This window comes from Arthrobacter sp. Cr_A7, assembly GCF_029222765.1.
Taxonomy (GTDB): Bacteria; Actinomycetota; Actinomycetes; order Actinomycetales; family Micrococcaceae; genus Arthrobacter.
Genome location: NZ_JARHXQ010000301.1, coordinates 1 through 14,417 on the forward strand (window position 1 = coordinate 1; position 14,417 = coordinate 14,417).

Annotated in this window: 16 protein-coding genes and 1 pseudogene; 7 read left to right on the forward strand and 10 right to left on the reverse strand. The window is 66.2% G+C overall.

Features of this window, described 5'->3' with window-relative positions:
* Positions 1–885 (forward strand): annotated as a pseudogene (locus P2Q66_RS17785) (amino acid permease); the annotation flags it as partial.
* Between the two features lie 107 nt (positions 886–992).
* Here the strand turns inward: P2Q66_RS17785 and ggt are convergent.
* Positions 993–2,822 carry a gamma-glutamyltransferase gene (gene ggt, locus P2Q66_RS17790; protein ID WP_115526140.1) on the reverse strand — a complete coding sequence of 610 codons (1,830 nt, stop codon included), beginning with the start codon at positions 2,820–2,822 and terminating at the stop codon, positions 993–995.
* Positions 2,823–3,102: 280 nt separating this feature from the next.
* Here ggt and P2Q66_RS17795 point away from each other — a divergent pair, with 280 nt between their 5' ends.
* The 3 genes from P2Q66_RS17795 to P2Q66_RS17805 all read left to right on the forward strand — a co-directional run bounded on the left by P2Q66_RS17795 (position 3,103) and on the right by P2Q66_RS17805 (position 6,329).
* Complete coding sequence (locus P2Q66_RS17795; protein WP_115526139.1) at positions 3,103–3,591, forward strand: universal stress protein; 489 nt, start codon at positions 3,103–3,105, stop codon at positions 3,589–3,591.
* Between the two features lie 149 nt (positions 3,592–3,740).
* A complete protein-coding gene (locus tag P2Q66_RS17800) occupies positions 3,741–5,057 on the forward strand; it encodes a GNAT family N-acetyltransferase (RefSeq protein WP_275730297.1) in 1,317 nt (438 codons plus the stop codon).
* Between the two features lie 18 nt (positions 5,058–5,075).
* Positions 5,076–6,329, forward strand: coding sequence for a low temperature requirement protein A (locus P2Q66_RS17805; protein ID WP_275730299.1), 1,254 nt, complete (start codon positions 5,076–5,078; stop codon positions 6,327–6,329).
* Here the strand turns inward: P2Q66_RS17805 and P2Q66_RS17810 are convergent.
* From P2Q66_RS17810 to gluQRS, 3 genes are all read right to left on the reverse strand, one after another.
* Positions 6,307–6,960: an HD domain-containing protein gene (locus P2Q66_RS17810; RefSeq protein ID WP_115526137.1), complete on the reverse strand. Its 654-nt coding sequence runs from the start codon at positions 6,958–6,960 to the stop codon at positions 6,307–6,309. The genes P2Q66_RS17805 and P2Q66_RS17810 overlap by 23 nt on opposite strands.
* Positions 6,961–7,022: 62 nt before the next feature.
* Complete coding sequence (locus P2Q66_RS17815) at positions 7,023–7,238, reverse strand: transcriptional regulator (RefSeq protein ID WP_079597986.1); 216 nt, start codon at positions 7,236–7,238, stop codon at positions 7,023–7,025.
* A gap of 77 nt (positions 7,239–7,315) precedes the next feature.
* Positions 7,316–8,194: a tRNA glutamyl-Q(34) synthetase GluQRS gene (gluQRS, locus tag P2Q66_RS17820; protein WP_275730301.1), complete on the reverse strand. Its 879-nt coding sequence runs from the start codon at positions 8,192–8,194 to the stop codon at positions 7,316–7,318.
* A gap of 317 nt (positions 8,195–8,511) precedes the next feature.
* Between gluQRS and P2Q66_RS17825 the strand changes: the two genes are divergently transcribed.
* Positions 8,512–8,982, forward strand: a complete 471-nt coding sequence (locus P2Q66_RS17825) for an Lrp/AsnC family transcriptional regulator (protein WP_275730303.1) — start codon at positions 8,512–8,514, stop codon at positions 8,980–8,982.
* Positions 8,983–9,018: 36 nt separating this feature from the next.
* On the opposite strand, the gene P2Q66_RS17830 is transcribed toward P2Q66_RS17825, so the two are convergent.
* The gene (locus tag P2Q66_RS17830; protein ID WP_079597989.1) at positions 9,019–9,474 is read right to left on the reverse strand and encodes an Lrp/AsnC family transcriptional regulator; all 456 of its coding nucleotides are present in this window, start codon (positions 9,472–9,474) and stop codon (positions 9,019–9,021) included.
* 107 nt (positions 9,475–9,581) lie between these two features.
* Between P2Q66_RS17830 and P2Q66_RS17835 the strand changes: the two genes are divergently transcribed.
* Positions 9,582–10,229, forward strand: a complete 648-nt coding sequence (locus tag P2Q66_RS17835; RefSeq protein ID WP_275730306.1) for a LysE family translocator — start codon at positions 9,582–9,584, stop codon at positions 10,227–10,229.
* Here the strand turns inward: P2Q66_RS17835 and P2Q66_RS17840 are convergent.
* Positions 10,226–11,203: a hypothetical protein gene (locus P2Q66_RS17840; protein ID WP_079597991.1), complete on the reverse strand. Its 978-nt coding sequence runs from the start codon at positions 11,201–11,203 to the stop codon at positions 10,226–10,228. The two genes, P2Q66_RS17835 and P2Q66_RS17840, sit on opposite strands and share 4 nt — an antisense overlap.
* Positions 11,204–11,358: 155 nt before the next feature.
* On the opposite strand from P2Q66_RS17840, the gene P2Q66_RS17845 reads away from it, so the two are divergent.
* Positions 11,359–11,565: a hypothetical protein gene (locus P2Q66_RS17845; protein ID WP_079597992.1), complete on the forward strand. Its 207-nt coding sequence runs from the start codon at positions 11,359–11,361 to the stop codon at positions 11,563–11,565.
* Between the two features lie 8 nt (positions 11,566–11,573).
* Here the strand turns inward: P2Q66_RS17845 and P2Q66_RS17850 are convergent, their stop codons facing one another.
* Genes P2Q66_RS17850 through P2Q66_RS17865 form a run of 4 tightly spaced genes read right to left on the reverse strand, consistent with a single transcriptional unit; the run spans position 11,574 to position 14,415 of the window.
* Positions 11,574–12,377: a TIGR03943 family protein gene (locus P2Q66_RS17850; RefSeq protein ID WP_275730311.1), complete on the reverse strand. Its 804-nt coding sequence runs from the start codon at positions 12,375–12,377 to the stop codon at positions 11,574–11,576.
* Positions 12,367–13,449: a permease gene (locus tag P2Q66_RS17855; RefSeq protein ID WP_275730313.1), complete on the reverse strand. Its 1,083-nt coding sequence runs from the start codon at positions 13,447–13,449 to the stop codon at positions 12,367–12,369. Before P2Q66_RS17855 ends, P2Q66_RS17850 begins: the two co-directional genes overlap by 11 nt.
* Positions 13,450–13,497: 48 nt before the next feature.
* The gene (locus P2Q66_RS17860; protein ID WP_275730314.1) at positions 13,498–13,872 is read right to left on the reverse strand and encodes a nuclear transport factor 2 family protein; all 375 of its coding nucleotides are present in this window, start codon (positions 13,870–13,872) and stop codon (positions 13,498–13,500) included.
* 39 nt (positions 13,873–13,911) lie between these two features.
* On the reverse strand, positions 13,912–14,415 hold the full coding sequence (locus tag P2Q66_RS17865; protein WP_275730315.1) for a DUF456 domain-containing protein: 504 nt from the start codon (positions 14,413–14,415) through the stop codon (positions 13,912–13,914).
* Positions 14,416–14,417: the final 2 nt, after the last annotated feature.

The window sequence follows — 14,417 nt, forward strand, 5'->3', positions numbered from 1 at the left end:
GTCGGCTTCAGCCTCATCTCCGACAACGGCGGAATCTTCCCCAACGGCCTGCTGCCCATGATCATCCTCATGCAGGGCGTCCTGTTCGCCTACGCCTCCATCGAACTGGTCGGCACCGCCGCCGGCGAAACCGAAAACCCCGAAAAAATCATGCCCAAGGCCATCAACTCCGTGGTCTTCCGCATCGCCGTGTTCTACGTCGGCTCCGTCATCCTCCTGGCCCTGCTGCTCCCGTACACCTCCTACGAAAAAGGCGTCAGCCCCTTCGTGACCTTCTTCGGCTCCATCGGCATCCAGGGCGTGGACGTCATCATGAACCTCGTCGTCCTCACCGCCGCCCTGTCCTCCCTCAACGCCGGGCTCTACTCCACCGGCCGGATCCTGCGCTCCATGTCCGTCAACGGCTCCGCCCCGCGCTTCGCCTCCCGGATGAACAAAGCAGGCGTCCCCTACGGCGGCATCGCCATCACCGCCGGCGTCTCCCTCCTGGGCGTCCCGCTGAACTACCTCGTCCCCGCCGACGCCTTCGAAATCGTCCTCAACGTCGCCTCCGTCGGCATCATCATGACCTGGGCCACCATCGTCCTGTGCCAGATCCAACTCAAACGCTGGGCCGACAAAGGCTGGCTCAAACGCCCCTCCTTCCGCATGTTCGGCGCCCCCTACACCGGCTACCTCTCCCTGCTCTTCCTGGTAGGGGTCCTGGTCATGGTCTTCATCGAATCGCCCCTCACCATGCTCGTCACCGCCATCGCCTCCATCCTGATGGTCTTCGGCTGGTACGCCTGCCGCAAACGCATCCGCGACATCGCCGAAACCCGCGAAGGCTTCACCGGCATCTCCCCGGTGGTCGCCAACCCGCCGGCGGAGACGTTCAAGAAGTAGTGCACGCCGGCTAACACGCCGCAACGCCCGACGGCGGCACCTTTGGTTCTGGAGCTACAGAACCTCAGGTGCCGCCGTCGGGGTTTTAACGGGAATCGCTGTTATCGCTACTTATGCCATGAGGGCTCCACCACCATCGCCGAACCGCCGCCGCGCCTTGTTGGTTCGGCTGCAGCGACAGTACGCCCGTCCGGCAGGAACTCAATGGCCGTGGCGGCGCCGAGCTCGGCAACTGAGCTGAAGGCCGGGTGTCCGTACTGCTTGAGCTGGTCACCATAGGCGGCAATGAATGCCGGTTCCGCCTGTGGGGTTGCCGAGTTGCGTTGTGAGGCGCGGGGCGCAGCAAGTGCGTCAGAGATGCTCATGCCCAGGTCGATCCGGTTGATCAGCGTTTGCAGCACCGTAGTGATGATCGTTGCACCGCCCGGCGACCCGAGCGCAACGAACGGTTTGCCGTCCTTCAGCACGATGGTGGGCGACATGGAGGAGCGTGGACGTTTACCCGGTTCGATGCGGTTCGCATCCGTGGGGTTGGCGGGGACATTGAAGTCCGTCAGTTCATTGTTCAGGATGAAGCCGCGACCGGGGACTACGATGCCGGACCCGCCGGTCTGCTCGATGGTGAGGGTGTACTCCACCACGTTGCCCCACTTGTCGGAAACGGTGAGGTTGGTGGTTGAAAGCCTCTCAGTATCCGTTTGGTTGCTCTGTGCAGCGGCCGGCAGATCGCACACGCCATTGTAGGAAGAGACGTCTCCGGCTGGCACCGGCTTCGGCGCCGCCTTCAACGGATCAATTTCGCACGCCCGTTCCTTGCCGAAGACCGGGTCGAGGAGTTCTTCCATAGGAACGTCCACGAAGGCAGGATCGCCAACATACTTGCCGCGGTCGGCGAAGGCGAGGGCGCTGGCTTCAAGGTAGTGGTGCAGGACCTTTGGCTTGTCGTTGGCAAGAGCGGGAAGGTCGAACACCTCCAGGATGTTCAAGGCCTCCCCGACGGTCGTGCCGCCACTGCTGGAAGGTGCCATGCCGTAAACGTCATAGCCGCGGTAGTTCACGTGGGTGGGGTCCTGGTCGAGGGCCTCGTAGTCATCCAGGTCTTCAGTGGTCATGACGCCTGCAGGTCCGGGCAGGGTATTCGGATCCGGGTTTGTCGGTGCGTTCCGGACGGTGGAAACGATTTCCTCCGCAATCGGGCCTTCATAAAAGGCGTCCGTCCCTTCCTGGCCCAGAACACGATATGTCTCCGCCAGGTCGGGGTTATTCAGGACGGAACCGACTACGGGAAGCTGTCCTCCGGGGAGGAAAAGCTCCACAGTCGCGGCGAACGGCCTGAAACGCTCATCGTTTTCATCTGTCTGCTGGCGGAATGTCTCGTCCACCACAAAGCCGTCCGTTGCTACTTCAATGGCGGGCTGCAGGGTTTCGGCGAGGCTGAGGCTTCCCCAACGGTCCAGCGCCCGCTCCCAGGTTGCCGGGGTACCGGGTACCCCGACGGAAATTCCGCTAGTTGCCTGCTTTGTGAATGGGTACGGCTCGGTCGTGCCAGGTTTAAGGAAAGCATCTGGAGGCATGGCGGCCGGTGCGGTCTCGCGGCCGTCGATGGTGCTGACCTTGCCCCTCTTCGCGTCGTAGAACACAAAGTAGCCGCCACCGCCGATGCCGGCGCTGTAGGGTTCGGTGACGCCGAGGGTGGCGGCTGCGGCGACTGCGGCGTCGACGGCGTTGCCACCCTTGCGGAGGATTTCGATGGCGGCGGCGGAGGCGTCCGGGTCAACGGTGCTGACGGCGCCTCCGTAGCCGGTTGCTGTAGGCCTTTTTTCGACGTTGTCGGCCTGCCGCGGATGGGCAGAGGCCGGGCTCGCCAGCGCTCCAGTGGTCACGCTCATCGCCAGCGCCGCCGTGACGGCACCGAGCCGGCGTCCCAGATGTGGCATGGTTGCTCCTGATTGGGTTCGGGTGAGGTGCGTCACACGCTACTCCTCGCCCCCTGTACTCTCAACGGCTGCGCCTACCCCTGCTGCATGCCTTCGGAGCTGACGCTCCGTTGTCGTACAGGTCTGACCTCTTGACGTGCGTGGGGTGCGGGTTTATTCTCGGCCCCATCCTGCCGTTCAACGTTCAAGGGGGAGCGCCAGCAGGGCACGTTTACTGTTCGTCCTGGCTCCGTCAGTTGCCACAGGACGTGTCCAGGCGCACCGGTCAAGGAGGACCGCGATGAGCAATCCGGAAGCAAAAATTGTCGTAGGTGTGGACGGCTCCGATTCCTCGGTCCAGGCCCTGCGACTGGCCGCCCGGCTGGCGCCCGCCCTCAACGCGCGAGTCCATGCTGTGGCTTGCTGGGATTTCCCGCAAATCTACGCTGGCTACGTTCCGCCCGACTTCGACGCATTTGAAGCAGCCGCGCGGCAGACCTTGGCCGAGGCTCTCGGCAAGGCGTTCGGGCCGGATGCCTCCGTAGAGATTACTCAGGCTATAGTCCGCGGCCCGGCGCCGGCCAAACTGGTCGAAGCCGGCGCGGACGCCGCACTCCTGGTGGTGGGGCGCCGCGGGCACGGCGGCTTCATCGGCATGCACCTGGGGTCGGTGAGTTCAGCATGCGTTTCGCACGCCGCCTGCCCTGTCCTGGTGGTGCATGCTGACAGCAACCACCGGCCCCACCATCTCTGGAGAGGCTCCAAGGGCAAGGGCGCCGCGAAGCTCTAGCCCCCGAACCTTCCTGGCGTAATGCAACGCCCCTGCAACTCCCGGCTGGAGCCGATCCCCTATGCTCAGCAGAGTGCCCCTCTGCGCAGGCGCCCGCAGGAGTGGCACTAACTGCGCAGTTCAACGTCGAACCATTCGGGAGAAACAGCATGACCAACTGGCGGATCAGGGATTTCCACTCCTCGGACCTGGACGGGATCCTGCACCTCTGGGAGACCCTGAAGGCAAGCAACGTGGAACCCGTCTATGCCCTTTCCGAGGTCCTGGCATCCTGCGAGAAGGACCACGCCGTGGTGGCGGTGCAGGGCGACCAGGTGGTGGGTGCCGCCGTCGGACGCGCCGCGCACGACCAGGGATGGATCGTTTTCCTCGCCACCCTGCCCGAATACCGCGGCCGGGGGATCGGCACCTCGCTGCTGGCCGCCGTCGAAAACCGCATGGCACCGCACGGCCTCAACAAGCTCTCCGCACTCATGCCCGAATCGGAAACCCGCGTGGAGGCATTCCTGGGCCGCGGCTTCGCCCTGAAGAAGAACCTGCGCTACTTCGAACGGACCATTCCCGTCCAGCGCCAGGAACTCGGCGCCCTGGGCCAGCTGGGCGGCCGCGTCCTCGCCCGCGATCTCTGGGAAAACGTGGCCGGCATGCGCAAGGAGAAGGAACTGCTCGAACGCCGCCTGGTGCTCCCCCTGGCCGAGGCCGACCTCGCCGACGAATTCGGTGTGGTTCCGCCCCGCGCCGTCGTACTTTTCGGCCCGCCCGGCACCGGCAAGACCACCTTCGCCAAGGCCATCGCCTCCCGCCTCGAGTGGCCCTTCGTGGAAGTCTTCCCCTCCCGGCTCGCCGCCGATCCGCAAGGCCTGGCCGGCGCCCTCCGCGAGACCTTCCTGGAGATCGCGGAGCTGGAACATGCCGTGGTGTTCATCGACGAGGTGGAGGAAATCGCGTCACAGCGCTCGGGTGAGCCGCCGTCCCCGCTGCAGGGCGTCACCAACGAACTGCTCAAGATCATCCCGGCCTTCCGCGAACAGCCCGGCCGCCTGCTGGTCTGCGCCACCAACTTCATCCGCGCCCTGGACACCGCCTTCCTGCGCCACGGCCGATTCGACTACGTCATCCCCATCGGCCTGCCGGACCGGCAAGCCCGCGAAGCGATGTGGCAGCGGTTCATCCCCGCTCCCGTGGTGGACGCCGTTGATGTTGACCTGCTGGTGGAGCGCACCCAGGGCTTCTCGCCCGCCGACATCGAGTACGCCGCCCGCAGCGCCTCCCAGCGCGCCTTGGAAAAAGCAGTGTACGACGACGGCGGGCTGGCCTCCGGAGGGCAGCTTTCCGTCCGGGAGGCGGTCCGGAAAGGCCCCGCCACCCAGGACTACCTCGACGCCATCGCCGAAACCCGCACCACCGTCAGCGAGGAAGCCCACCAGGACTTCCTCGAAGACATCGACGCCCTGGGCCGCGTGTAAGGCAGTAACGTGTGAAGCATGTCCTCCAACCCCCTCCGGCATGCCATGGCGCGCATGGGCGGCCGCGATCCGCACGAAAAGCACCGCGCGGCCACACCGCTTGAACTCTTTTTCGACCTGACCTTCGTGATCGCCTTCGGCGTTGCCGGCAGCCAGTTCGCCCATGAAATCGCCGAAGCGCATTTCGTTGCCGGCCTGATGGGGTTCTCCTTCGCGATGTTCGCCGTCATCTGGGCGTGGATCAACTTCACGTGGTTCGCCAGCGCCTACGACACCGATGACTGGATCTTCCGCGTGGTCACGATGGTCCAGATCGTTGGCGTCCTGATCCTTGCCATGGGAATCGAGCCCATGTTTTATTCCCTGGTAGAAGGCAGGCATGTGGACAACGCGGTGATCGTGGGCGGCTACGTGATCATGCGGCTGGCACTGGTTGCCCAATGGCTGCGCGCAGCCAGGCAGGATCCGGCCCGCCGCGAGACATGCCTGCGCTACGCGAAATACCTTGCGCTGGTGCAACTCGGCTGGATCGCGGTGCTGATCATCGAGGCGGACGTTCCCACCACGTTCTTCATGATTGTGCCCCTGATCGTCCTGGAGATGTCCACCCCGTACGCCGCCGAGCGCAAGGCCCGGACACCCTGGCACGCCCACCACATTGCCGAGCGGTACGGGCTGCTGGCCATCATCGCTTTGGGTGAATGCCTTATCGGTGCGATCGAGACGCTCCGCGCCATCGTGGCCAACCACGGCTGGAGCGTGGACGCCGCGCTTGTTGGCTTTGGCGGCACAGCCCTGGCTTTCGGCATGTGGTGGATCTACTTCATGCTTCCCGCCGGACGTGCGCTGCACCTGCGGCGCCACCGGTCATTCCTGTTCGGTTACGGCCACATGCCGATCTTCGCCGCGATTGCCGCCACCGGCGCCGGTCTGCACGTGGCGGCGTACTTCATCGACCACGAGGCCCACATCAGCGGCGCCGTGGCGGTGGCCAGCATCGCGGTTCCGGTGGCGCTGTTCAAGGGCTCACTGACCTGGCTGTACAGCGTGATGGTGGGCCCGGACCGCACCGTCATCACTGTGGCGGCAGGTGTGCTGGCGGCGCTGGCCGCATCAGTTGGCATGGCGGCGGCAGGAGTTTCCGTCCCGGTATGCCTGCTGGTGATCGTGCTGGCGCTCGGCATGTCGATCGTCATCGATGAGCGCCGCGGTTCCGACCGGCTGCATCACGCGCTGGAGAAGCTGGAGACTACTGCTCCCCGCCCGTCCTAGCGTCCAGCGCCGCCCCACCCGCGGCATCCGGCTCCCCGTAGGACAGGTTCTCGTAGTCCGTGGTGTCTTCCTCATCCAACTGGTCGTCCAGCTCCTCGAGCAGCCACGGGTTCACGCGCGCCAGGATCTTCCGGACCTCTTCAACTTCCACGGCCGCGTACAGCACGGGACGGGCATCCCGGTACTTCGTGACCGGCGGCTTGTCCGGCCATTTTTCGGCCAGTGCCTGGACCCGTTCGGGCAGTGAGTTGTGGGCGTTGTCCGCGATCTTGACCAAGGCGGCGTCGTGGTGCTCTGCGATCTCGCGGATCCCGGCCTGGTAATCGTCCGGGTTCTCGTGCAGCCGGTTGGTGACGCGTTCGATAATCTCCACGGCCCGCTCGGACACGCCCATGTCCAGCAGGGCCTGCCGTGTTATCGGGGTGTCCTCGGCAATGTCGTGCAGATATCCGGCAATCCGGATGTCGTCGTCGAAATCGGCAAGGGCATCACCGACGGCAAGGACGTGGTCCTTGTACGGGCGCTTGAGCTTGTCCTTTTGCCGGTTGTGGGCCACCTCGGCGAGGACCTTTGCGGTCTCAACCGTGAATCTGGGCGCCGGGCTCTGCTCCGCGGCATGCTGGTCTGACATGTCCTAAGCCTAGGCTGAACCGGCCGCCGAGGCTCACACAGCACCAACGGTTCCGCGCGATGCTACTTCTTGCCGTACTTGCGATGGACGGCCTGCTTGCTGACTCCCAGGCAGAGTGCGATGGCCTCCCACGAGAGGCCGGCCTGCCGGGCGCTCCGTACCAGCGAGGATTCCGTCCGGTGGACTTCCTTCTGCAGCTCGGCGATTGCCTGCAGCGCTTCCGCGGGCCCCATTCCATCCATCGATCCGACCAGTGTCTTCATCCGGTCCACCTCCATGCCGTCAACATTAGTTGACGAACGGTCCTGGCGTCAACAAGGGTTGACGCCGGATCCTGGTTTATGTGCGGTCCGCTTTAGGCGGACCAGATCCACGGCTTCCGGGGGAGCACGTCGGGATCGAACGAATTTAAGGCATGCTCCAGCGTTCCGGGCGGCAGTCCGAGCGATTCCAGCAGCCGGTCCCGGACGGCGGCAACAGGGGTGCCGGCGCGGGAAAGGTCGCCCAGCGTCACCGCGCCATCGCGCTTCGCCAGGCGCACGCCGTCGGCATTCACCACCAAGGGGACATGCGCGTATTCCGGGACGGGAATACTCAGGAGCGATGCGAGATATGCCTGCCGCGGCGTGGACGGGAGGAGGTCGTCGCCGCGGACCACCTGGTCGACGCCCTGCTCGGCGTCGTCCACCACCACAGCCAGGTTGTAGGCGGTGACACCGTCATTGCGCCGCAGCACGAAGTCATCCACCACCCCGGTGAATGCGCCGTGCAGGCGGTCCTGCACGGAGTACTCCTGCACGGCAGACCGCAGCCGGACGGCGGCCGGCCGGGTGGCACGCTTGAACTCCAGCTCCGCAGGATCAAGGTTCCGGCAGGTCCCCGGATACGCCCCCTGGGGTGCGTGCGGAGCGGACGGCGCCTCCTGGATTTCCCGGCGCGTGCAGAAGCATTCGTATGTGAGGCCGGCGTTGTGCAGGCGTGTAATGGCGTCAGCGTAGAGCCGGCCGCGGCCAGTTTGCCGAACCACTTCACCGTCCCAGGTCACGCCGATGGCTTCCAGGTCCCGCAACTGTTCCGCTTCCGCCCCCGCCCGTGCCCGGTCCAGGTCCTCAACCCGCAGCAGGAAGGTGCGGCCTGTGGAACGGGCGAAGAGCCATGCCAGGATGGCCGTCCGCAGGTTGCCCACATGCAGCTCGCCGGACGGACTGGGGGCGAATCGGCCGGCGGAGGTCATGGATCCAGCCTAAGGGGAACAGCACAAGAGCCCCTCAGCTACCGATGCCTTCGGAAAATCCGACGATCGGTGGCTCAGGGGCTCTTGCCGTGGGGTGCGGAATGACGATGCGTGAACAAGAGTCAATCAGCGGCGGCTTCCTTGCGGGAAGCGGGGTGCAGCGCCCGGGTGGTGTGCCGGAAAGCCTGTAGCCTGCGGGATCCGGCGGTAGCCTTTGCCCTGTTGCCATCATTTGAGCAGCAGACCTACAGTTGGTGCAACTGCCCGGGATTTCGTTGATCACTCTGACTAACCCCTGGGCGCTAACCAGACGGGAAATGATCAGATTGCAGCAACTGGACGCGAGCGATAAACGGATCCTTCGGGCACTCGACGAGGACCCTCGCGTTCCCATCATGGTCCTGGCCCAGCGGCTCGGCCTGGCCCGCGGAACGGTGCAGACGCGGCTGGAGCGGATGGCCGCGTCGGGTGCGCTGCGGCCCAACAGCAGCAGGGTGCTCCCCTCGGCGCTGGGGCGTGGGGTGGCGGCCGCCGTGAGCGCGGAACTGGACCAGAGCCACCTCAACGAGGCCATAGCCGCGCTTCGGGAGATCCCGGAAGTCCTCGAATGCCACGCACCTGCCGGGGACACGGACCTGCTGATCCGCGTGGTGGCCACCAGCCCGGACGACCTTTACCGGGTATCCGAGGAGATCCGGCTGTGCCCGGGCATCGTGCGCACCTCCACCAGCATGTTCCTCCGGGAGGTCATCCCCTACCGCACCACGGGGCTGCTCGCGGCAGACTGACGGAAACGGCCACGCCCGGCTCCGGGCGCAGGTCCACTACACCGGTGGCCCCGCGTTGGACTTCAGGTTCTTCATCACCAGCGTGGACGTCAGGCGCTCCACGCCCGGCAGGGACGTCAGTTCGGCGTCGTAGAAACGCTGGTAGGACGGCAGGTCCTCCGCGATGACCTTGAGCAGGTAGTCCGGCGACCCGAACAGCCGCTGCGCCTCCACGATGTTGGGATTGTCCGCCACCCTGGTCTCGAAGATCTCCATGGTGGGACGGTCCACCTGCCGCAGCGTGACGAACACAATTGCCTCAAAGCCCAGCCCCACGGCCGCAGGGTCGATGTCCGCCTTGTATCCGCGGATCACGCCCGACTGCTCCAGATCCCGCAGCCGCCGGTGGCACGGTGCCACGGTCAGTCCCACCTTGGCGGCAAGCGCCGTGGCGGTCATGCGGCCGTCCTCCTTCAGGTGGCGCAAAATATTTCTATCAATATGGTCCAGCACGCAAGAATCCTACTGCCTGGATAGGGGCGCGGGCGAAAAAGGGACAGCACTTCTGCGCCGAAAGTCCCTAGGGTTTCTCCTGAGACATCCGCTGACAGGAGAAACCCATGAATCCGGAGCTGTTCCTGGCCTTTGTGCTGGTGGCCGCCGCCCTGGCCTGCACGCCGGGCGTGGACTGGGCGTACTCCATCACCGCAGGCCTCCGTCAACGCAGTTTCGTCCCCGCCGTTGCAGGGCTTTGCGGCGGGTACGTCCTGCACACCGTCCTGCTGGTGGCCGGGCTGGCCGCCGTCCTGACCGGTATGCCGGGCGTCCTGGGCTGGATCACCCTGGCCGGCGCCGGGTACCTCATGTGGCTTGGCATCAGCACGCTCCGCTCCTGGCGCGGCGCCTCCTTCAGCGCGGCAGACGCCGTCGGCCGCCCTGCCGCCACCCAGCTTCGAACGTTCCTGCAGGGCATAGGCACCAGCGGGATCAACCCCAAGGGCCTGCTGTTCTACGTGGCGCTGATCCCGCAGTTCGTCAGCGCGGAGGCCTCCCTGCCGGTCCCTGTGCAGTCCGGCCTCCTCGGCATGACTTTCGTTGCGCTGGCAGGCGCCGTCTACACGGCCGTGGCACTGCTTTCACGCACCCTGCTGCAGAGCCGGCCGGGTGCGGCCCGGGCTGTTACCCTGGCCAGCGGCATCATCATGGTGGTCCTGGGCGTGGTCCTGGTCAGCGAGCAGCTCCTGCCACTGCTCGCCTCCGCGTTTTAATCCTCGCTGAGCTTCTTCCAGTCCTGTTCCCAGATCCGGCGCATTTCTTCGTCCTTGCGGATGGGAACGGGCGCCGCAATCTCCCGCTGCGGCTCGGGGTCAGGGCGACGGCGGCCCCAGTCACGGGGGTTCAGTGAGCGCCGGCTGGACTCCAGGAGCAGCAGCGCCCTGTCAGTCAAGGCGTCGTTCCGCAGCGCGAGGTGCGTCTTGCGCCGCCGCAGGACCTCGGCGATGGCCTGGTGCGCCGCCTCATAACGGCCTTCCCTGCGGAGGGCGCGCGCCCGGACCAGCAGCAGCGCGGCGGAAAGGTCATCAGCGTTCAGCAGGCCTTCGGTCCAGTCGATCACCGTGCGGCTGCGGCCCAGCGTCAAGGCAATGGAGCAGCGGGCAAGCGCCATGGGGAGCGACGGCGGCAGGCCGGTGAGGGCGTCCAGCGCCGCCTCCGTGCGGCCGGTTTCCCGGAACGAGTGGGACAGTGCCAGGAAGACCGACTCCTCACTGAAGAGGACGGGGATCTCCACCCGTTCGGCCAGTTCGATCTGAGTGACGATCCTGGTGAGGTACGTGGACGAGTAGCGGTTCGCTTCGTCCTCGTTCCTGGTGGTCAGTCCGCGCTGCAGGAGCTCTGAGGCACGCAGGTACCCGCCGTGCTTGTAGACCAGCAGCCCGGCCATCAGGTAGCACAGCCCCGCCCATCCGGGATAGGCACGGGCCAGCGTAATCAGCCGCTCGGGTTCCCGGCTGGTGAACACTGCTTCGTGGACTGCCTTGGCCGGCTTGGGCAGGAGCATCTTCAGGCGAGGGACGTCCCCGTCCACGGACAGCAGTGCCGGGTTCCGTCCGCCCAGCACGCCCGTGAGCAGGCCTCCCACTCCCCCCGCAAGGTCATGGACCGGCGTGCGCAGCTGGGCATGGCCAAAGGGGGTGAGGTCGCGCCTGTCCCAGTAGATCGGTGCAGTATCCCCGGCGGTCATCTTTCCATGCTAACCGGGACAATGCCCGGGCGTTGGCGGCTGCAACTGTCTGTAGAAGAACGGCCGGAAACTTCCGTTGGGCCTTGTTCAACAGCCCGCTATCGGCGAAGGTAGTAAGCACCCTTAGCAGTTTCAGACTATCCAAGGAGAATGCCATGCAGATCGATAAGGCCCAGATCCTCGAGCTCCTCAGGTCCCAGGGCGACACCGATAAGGCCGCACAGGCCGAGACAGAACTGCCGGACCAGGTGGACACCGACCAGCACGCGGGGCTCCTGTCCAAGCTGGGCATCAATCCTGCGGACCTGCTCGGCAAGCTACCAGGCGGGCTGGGCGACAAGCTCGGCGGCCTGGGATTCTAGAAAGCGCCTCAGTGGACGTACGGCCGGTCGGGTTCGGTCGTGGCCGTGACGGAAGACGGTGACAGCAGCAGCTCAACCTTGCTGTCACCGTCCGGGTTGTGGGTGAACTCCCCTGTTGCCGTGACCCAACTGTCGGCTGCGTGCTGTTCCTGCCAGCCGGGACGGTACACGGGGACGCCCACGGGCTGGGCATCCACGGTGCAGCAGGTGACCACGAACCGGGTGACGTAGAAGACGTTCTGCGGATCGTCCTTTGCCGCGGTGACGAACCCGGTGACGGTTGCGGTCTTGCCGGTGAAGTAGTCGTCCCCGGGGCTGCGCCGGAGCAGGGATGCCCATTCCCTGACACCGAACGACGACGGGTCCTCCTCCACGAGCCTGCCGGTCATGGCCGGCCCCAGCGTGCCTGAGAGGTTGAGGTCCCGTTGCCGGGCGGCCTCGGAGGACAGGGTGGCCGGTGGCAGGACCAGCAGCCCCACCACGGCGGCGAGGACGGCCAGGAGGCTGCCCGCGGCACGGAGGCGGCCGGGACTTCCCGTCCCCGCACCCAGGTGACCGTGAGTGTGGCTGTGGCCACCGCCGTCGGCATGGATGTGACCGCCTGCGGCGCCCTCCGCGCCCTCCGGCGGCACAAGGATGAAGGCAGCAACCGATGCCGCGGCGGCCAGCACTGCCATGCCCACGGTGAAGGGAACGTAGCGGGGATGGATGTACAGCTCGAGTTTTCCGGTGAGCGCAAGCCCGAGTGTGGCGGCGATCCCGGTCAGGCTCAGCATGACGCCCTGCCGGCCCGCAAAGCCCTTAGCCAGCAAGATTCATCACCACCCCCAGGACGGCCGAACAGGTACCGATTACCAGCACCAGGCGCAGCAGGGTTCCGGCCGTGAACGTGGTGCGGAGCAGTGCCAGCATCTTGACGTCCAGCATGGGCCCGAGGACCAGGAACGCCACGATCGACCCGGGCAGGAACGTGGCCCCAAAGGACAGGATGAAGAAAGCGTCCACCGTGGAGCAGATGGAGATGATGAACGCCAGTGCCATCAGTGCCAGCACAGACCACACGGGATCACTCCCGAGCCTGACCAGGACCTCCCTGGGCACCGCCACCTGGATCAGCCCCGCCAGGGCGGAACCGGCGAACAGAGCCGGCATCATGGCGTTGCTTTCCCGCGAGAACAGCTGCAGGCTGCGCCGCACCTTGCCCCCGGACTCGTGCCGGCCGACCTCCACGGCGCACGCTTCCTCGAAGCTGGGCTTCAGGACCCCGGCCGGCCCGCGGCGGCTGTAAAGCCAGCCCACCAGGTTGGCGATCAGCAAACCGCCGGCAAGCCGCCCGGCGAGGATTCCGTTATCCCAGCCGAAGGCCTGGTGGGTGGTGATGATGGTGACGGGGTTCAGGATGGGCGCCGCGAACAGGAACGTCATCGACTCGCCGACGCTCAGGCCCTTCAGCATGAGCCCGCGGGCCATCGGAACGTTCCCGCATTCGCACACCGGCATCAGCATGCCCAGGAAGGACAGGACCAGGCGGCGCAGCACCGGATTCGCGGGAAGCCTGCGGTACAGGACATCGGGCGGCAGCCACACCTGCACCAGAACCGAGACCAGGATGCCCAGGAAGACGAACGGCAGGGACTCGATCACCACGCTGATGGAGAGGGTGAAGAAGTCCCTCGCCGCACCCTCGAGGCCGGCAAATGCCCCCGGGGCCAGGGAACGGACGGCGAACCCCAGTAGAGCCACGATGGCCAGGGCCAGCAGGATGTTGAGCCGGCGCCAGCCCAGTTCCCTGGCCCCGGCAGCCGGCTCAGGCGGGGCCGGGCGCGTTTCCACGGCGGGCGGCGACGGCTTTGTCGCCCGGGGCTCCCGTCGGGGCTGGCTCATGCAGGAATGCTAGGGGCCCTGCCCACACGGCGCAAGGAGAGGGCGGGGTCAGGCCCGTTCCATGAACCATTCGGTGAAGGAGCTGGCACGGCCCGAGCCGTCGAACCGCACCACCCAGAGGTTGTCGTATGAAGGATTGTCCCCCGAATAGATGGTGACGCCCTGGACGAAGGCCGTATCGCCGTCGGCCCCCAGCAGTTCCCAGCTGAACGTCCAGTCTGCGGGCTGGTCCCGGGCGGCCAGCCAGCCCTCGACAATCCCGTCGTGCCCCAGCCAGGGGTGCGGGTCGCCAGGTCGGGTCTCATAGCGCGCGTCCGGCGTGAACAAGGCGCGGATATCATCAGGCTCGTTGCTCGTCCAGGCGGCCCGGTACCTTTCCATCCACTCCGGAACGTAGTCCCGCGCTGAAGCCGGCTCGGTCATCTCCCCGTTCTACGCCGATGCCGGGCGGGCTGCAAGCGCTCAGCCGCTAACGGCCCCGATCCACACCCCGATGACCCAGGTGCTGGCGGCCAGGCAGGCGAGTCCAAATTCGGCGAGCATCCCCAGCCCGGTGGCTTTGAGGGCCGCCCAGCTGGATATGGCGGCGGTGCCGATGTTCCGGGTCCGGAGGACTTCGCTGAGCAGCAGGCCGGCGGCAAAGCCGACGAAGAGTCCCACCACGGGGATGATGAACATGCCCGCCACGCCGGCCACCAGGGCAACAACGATGCTGCGGCTGGGAATGGCGTGCTGCTTCAGCTTCCTGCCCGTGAGCACGGCGCTGGCGGCCATGCCTGCTGCCACGAACAGCATGGCGACCGCGAAGACCACCCAGCCGGCCGTCCCTGCCCCGCCCCAGATGGCCCACGCCAGCAGGCTGGCGCCGATCAGGATGCTGCCCGGCAGGACCGGGATAACCGTCCCCGCCACCCCCACCAGGATGGCCAGGCCGCACAGGATGGTCACCGCCGTCTCGGAATTCATGG

Excerpts from the sequence above, each read along its gene's own strand:
- ggt (WP_115526140.1), bottom strand. The coding sequence starts at position 2,822 with ATGCCACATCTGGGACGCCGGCTCGGTGCCGTCACGGCGGCGCTGGCG.
- P2Q66_RS17795 (WP_115526139.1), top strand. The coding sequence starts at position 3,103 with ATGAGCAATCCGGAAGCAAAAATTGTCGTAGGTGTGGACGGCTCCGAT.
- P2Q66_RS17800 (WP_275730297.1), top strand. The coding sequence starts at position 3,741 with ATGACCAACTGGCGGATCAGGGATTTCCACTCCTCGGACCTGGACGGG.
- P2Q66_RS17805 (WP_275730299.1), top strand. The coding sequence starts at position 5,076 with ATGTCCTCCAACCCCCTCCGGCATGCCATGGCGCGCATGGGCGGCCGC.
- P2Q66_RS17810 (WP_115526137.1), bottom strand. The coding sequence starts at position 6,960 with ATGTCAGACCAGCATGCCGCGGAGCAGAGCCCGGCGCCCAGATTCACG.
- P2Q66_RS17815 (WP_079597986.1), bottom strand. The coding sequence starts at position 7,238 with ATGGAGGTGGACCGGATGAAGACACTGGTCGGATCGATGGATGGAATG.
- gluQRS (WP_275730301.1), bottom strand. The coding sequence starts at position 8,194 with ATGACCTCCGCCGGCCGATTCGCCCCCAGTCCGTCCGGCGAGCTGCAT.
- P2Q66_RS17825 (WP_275730303.1), top strand. The coding sequence starts at position 8,512 with ATGATCAGATTGCAGCAACTGGACGCGAGCGATAAACGGATCCTTCGG.
- P2Q66_RS17835 (WP_275730306.1), top strand. The coding sequence starts at position 9,582 with ATGAATCCGGAGCTGTTCCTGGCCTTTGTGCTGGTGGCCGCCGCCCTG.
- P2Q66_RS17840 (WP_079597991.1), bottom strand. The coding sequence starts at position 11,203 with ATGACCGCCGGGGATACTGCACCGATCTACTGGGACAGGCGCGACCTC.
- P2Q66_RS17845 (WP_079597992.1), top strand. The coding sequence starts at position 11,359 with ATGCAGATCGATAAGGCCCAGATCCTCGAGCTCCTCAGGTCCCAGGGC.
- P2Q66_RS17855 (WP_275730313.1), bottom strand. The coding sequence starts at position 13,449 with ATGAGCCAGCCCCGACGGGAGCCCCGGGCGACAAAGCCGTCGCCGCCC.
- P2Q66_RS17860 (WP_275730314.1), bottom strand. The coding sequence starts at position 13,872 with ATGACCGAGCCGGCTTCAGCGCGGGACTACGTTCCGGAGTGGATGGAA.
- P2Q66_RS17865 (WP_275730315.1), bottom strand. The coding sequence starts at position 14,415 with ATGAATTCCGAGACGGCGGTGACCATCCTGTGCGGCCTGGCCATCCTG.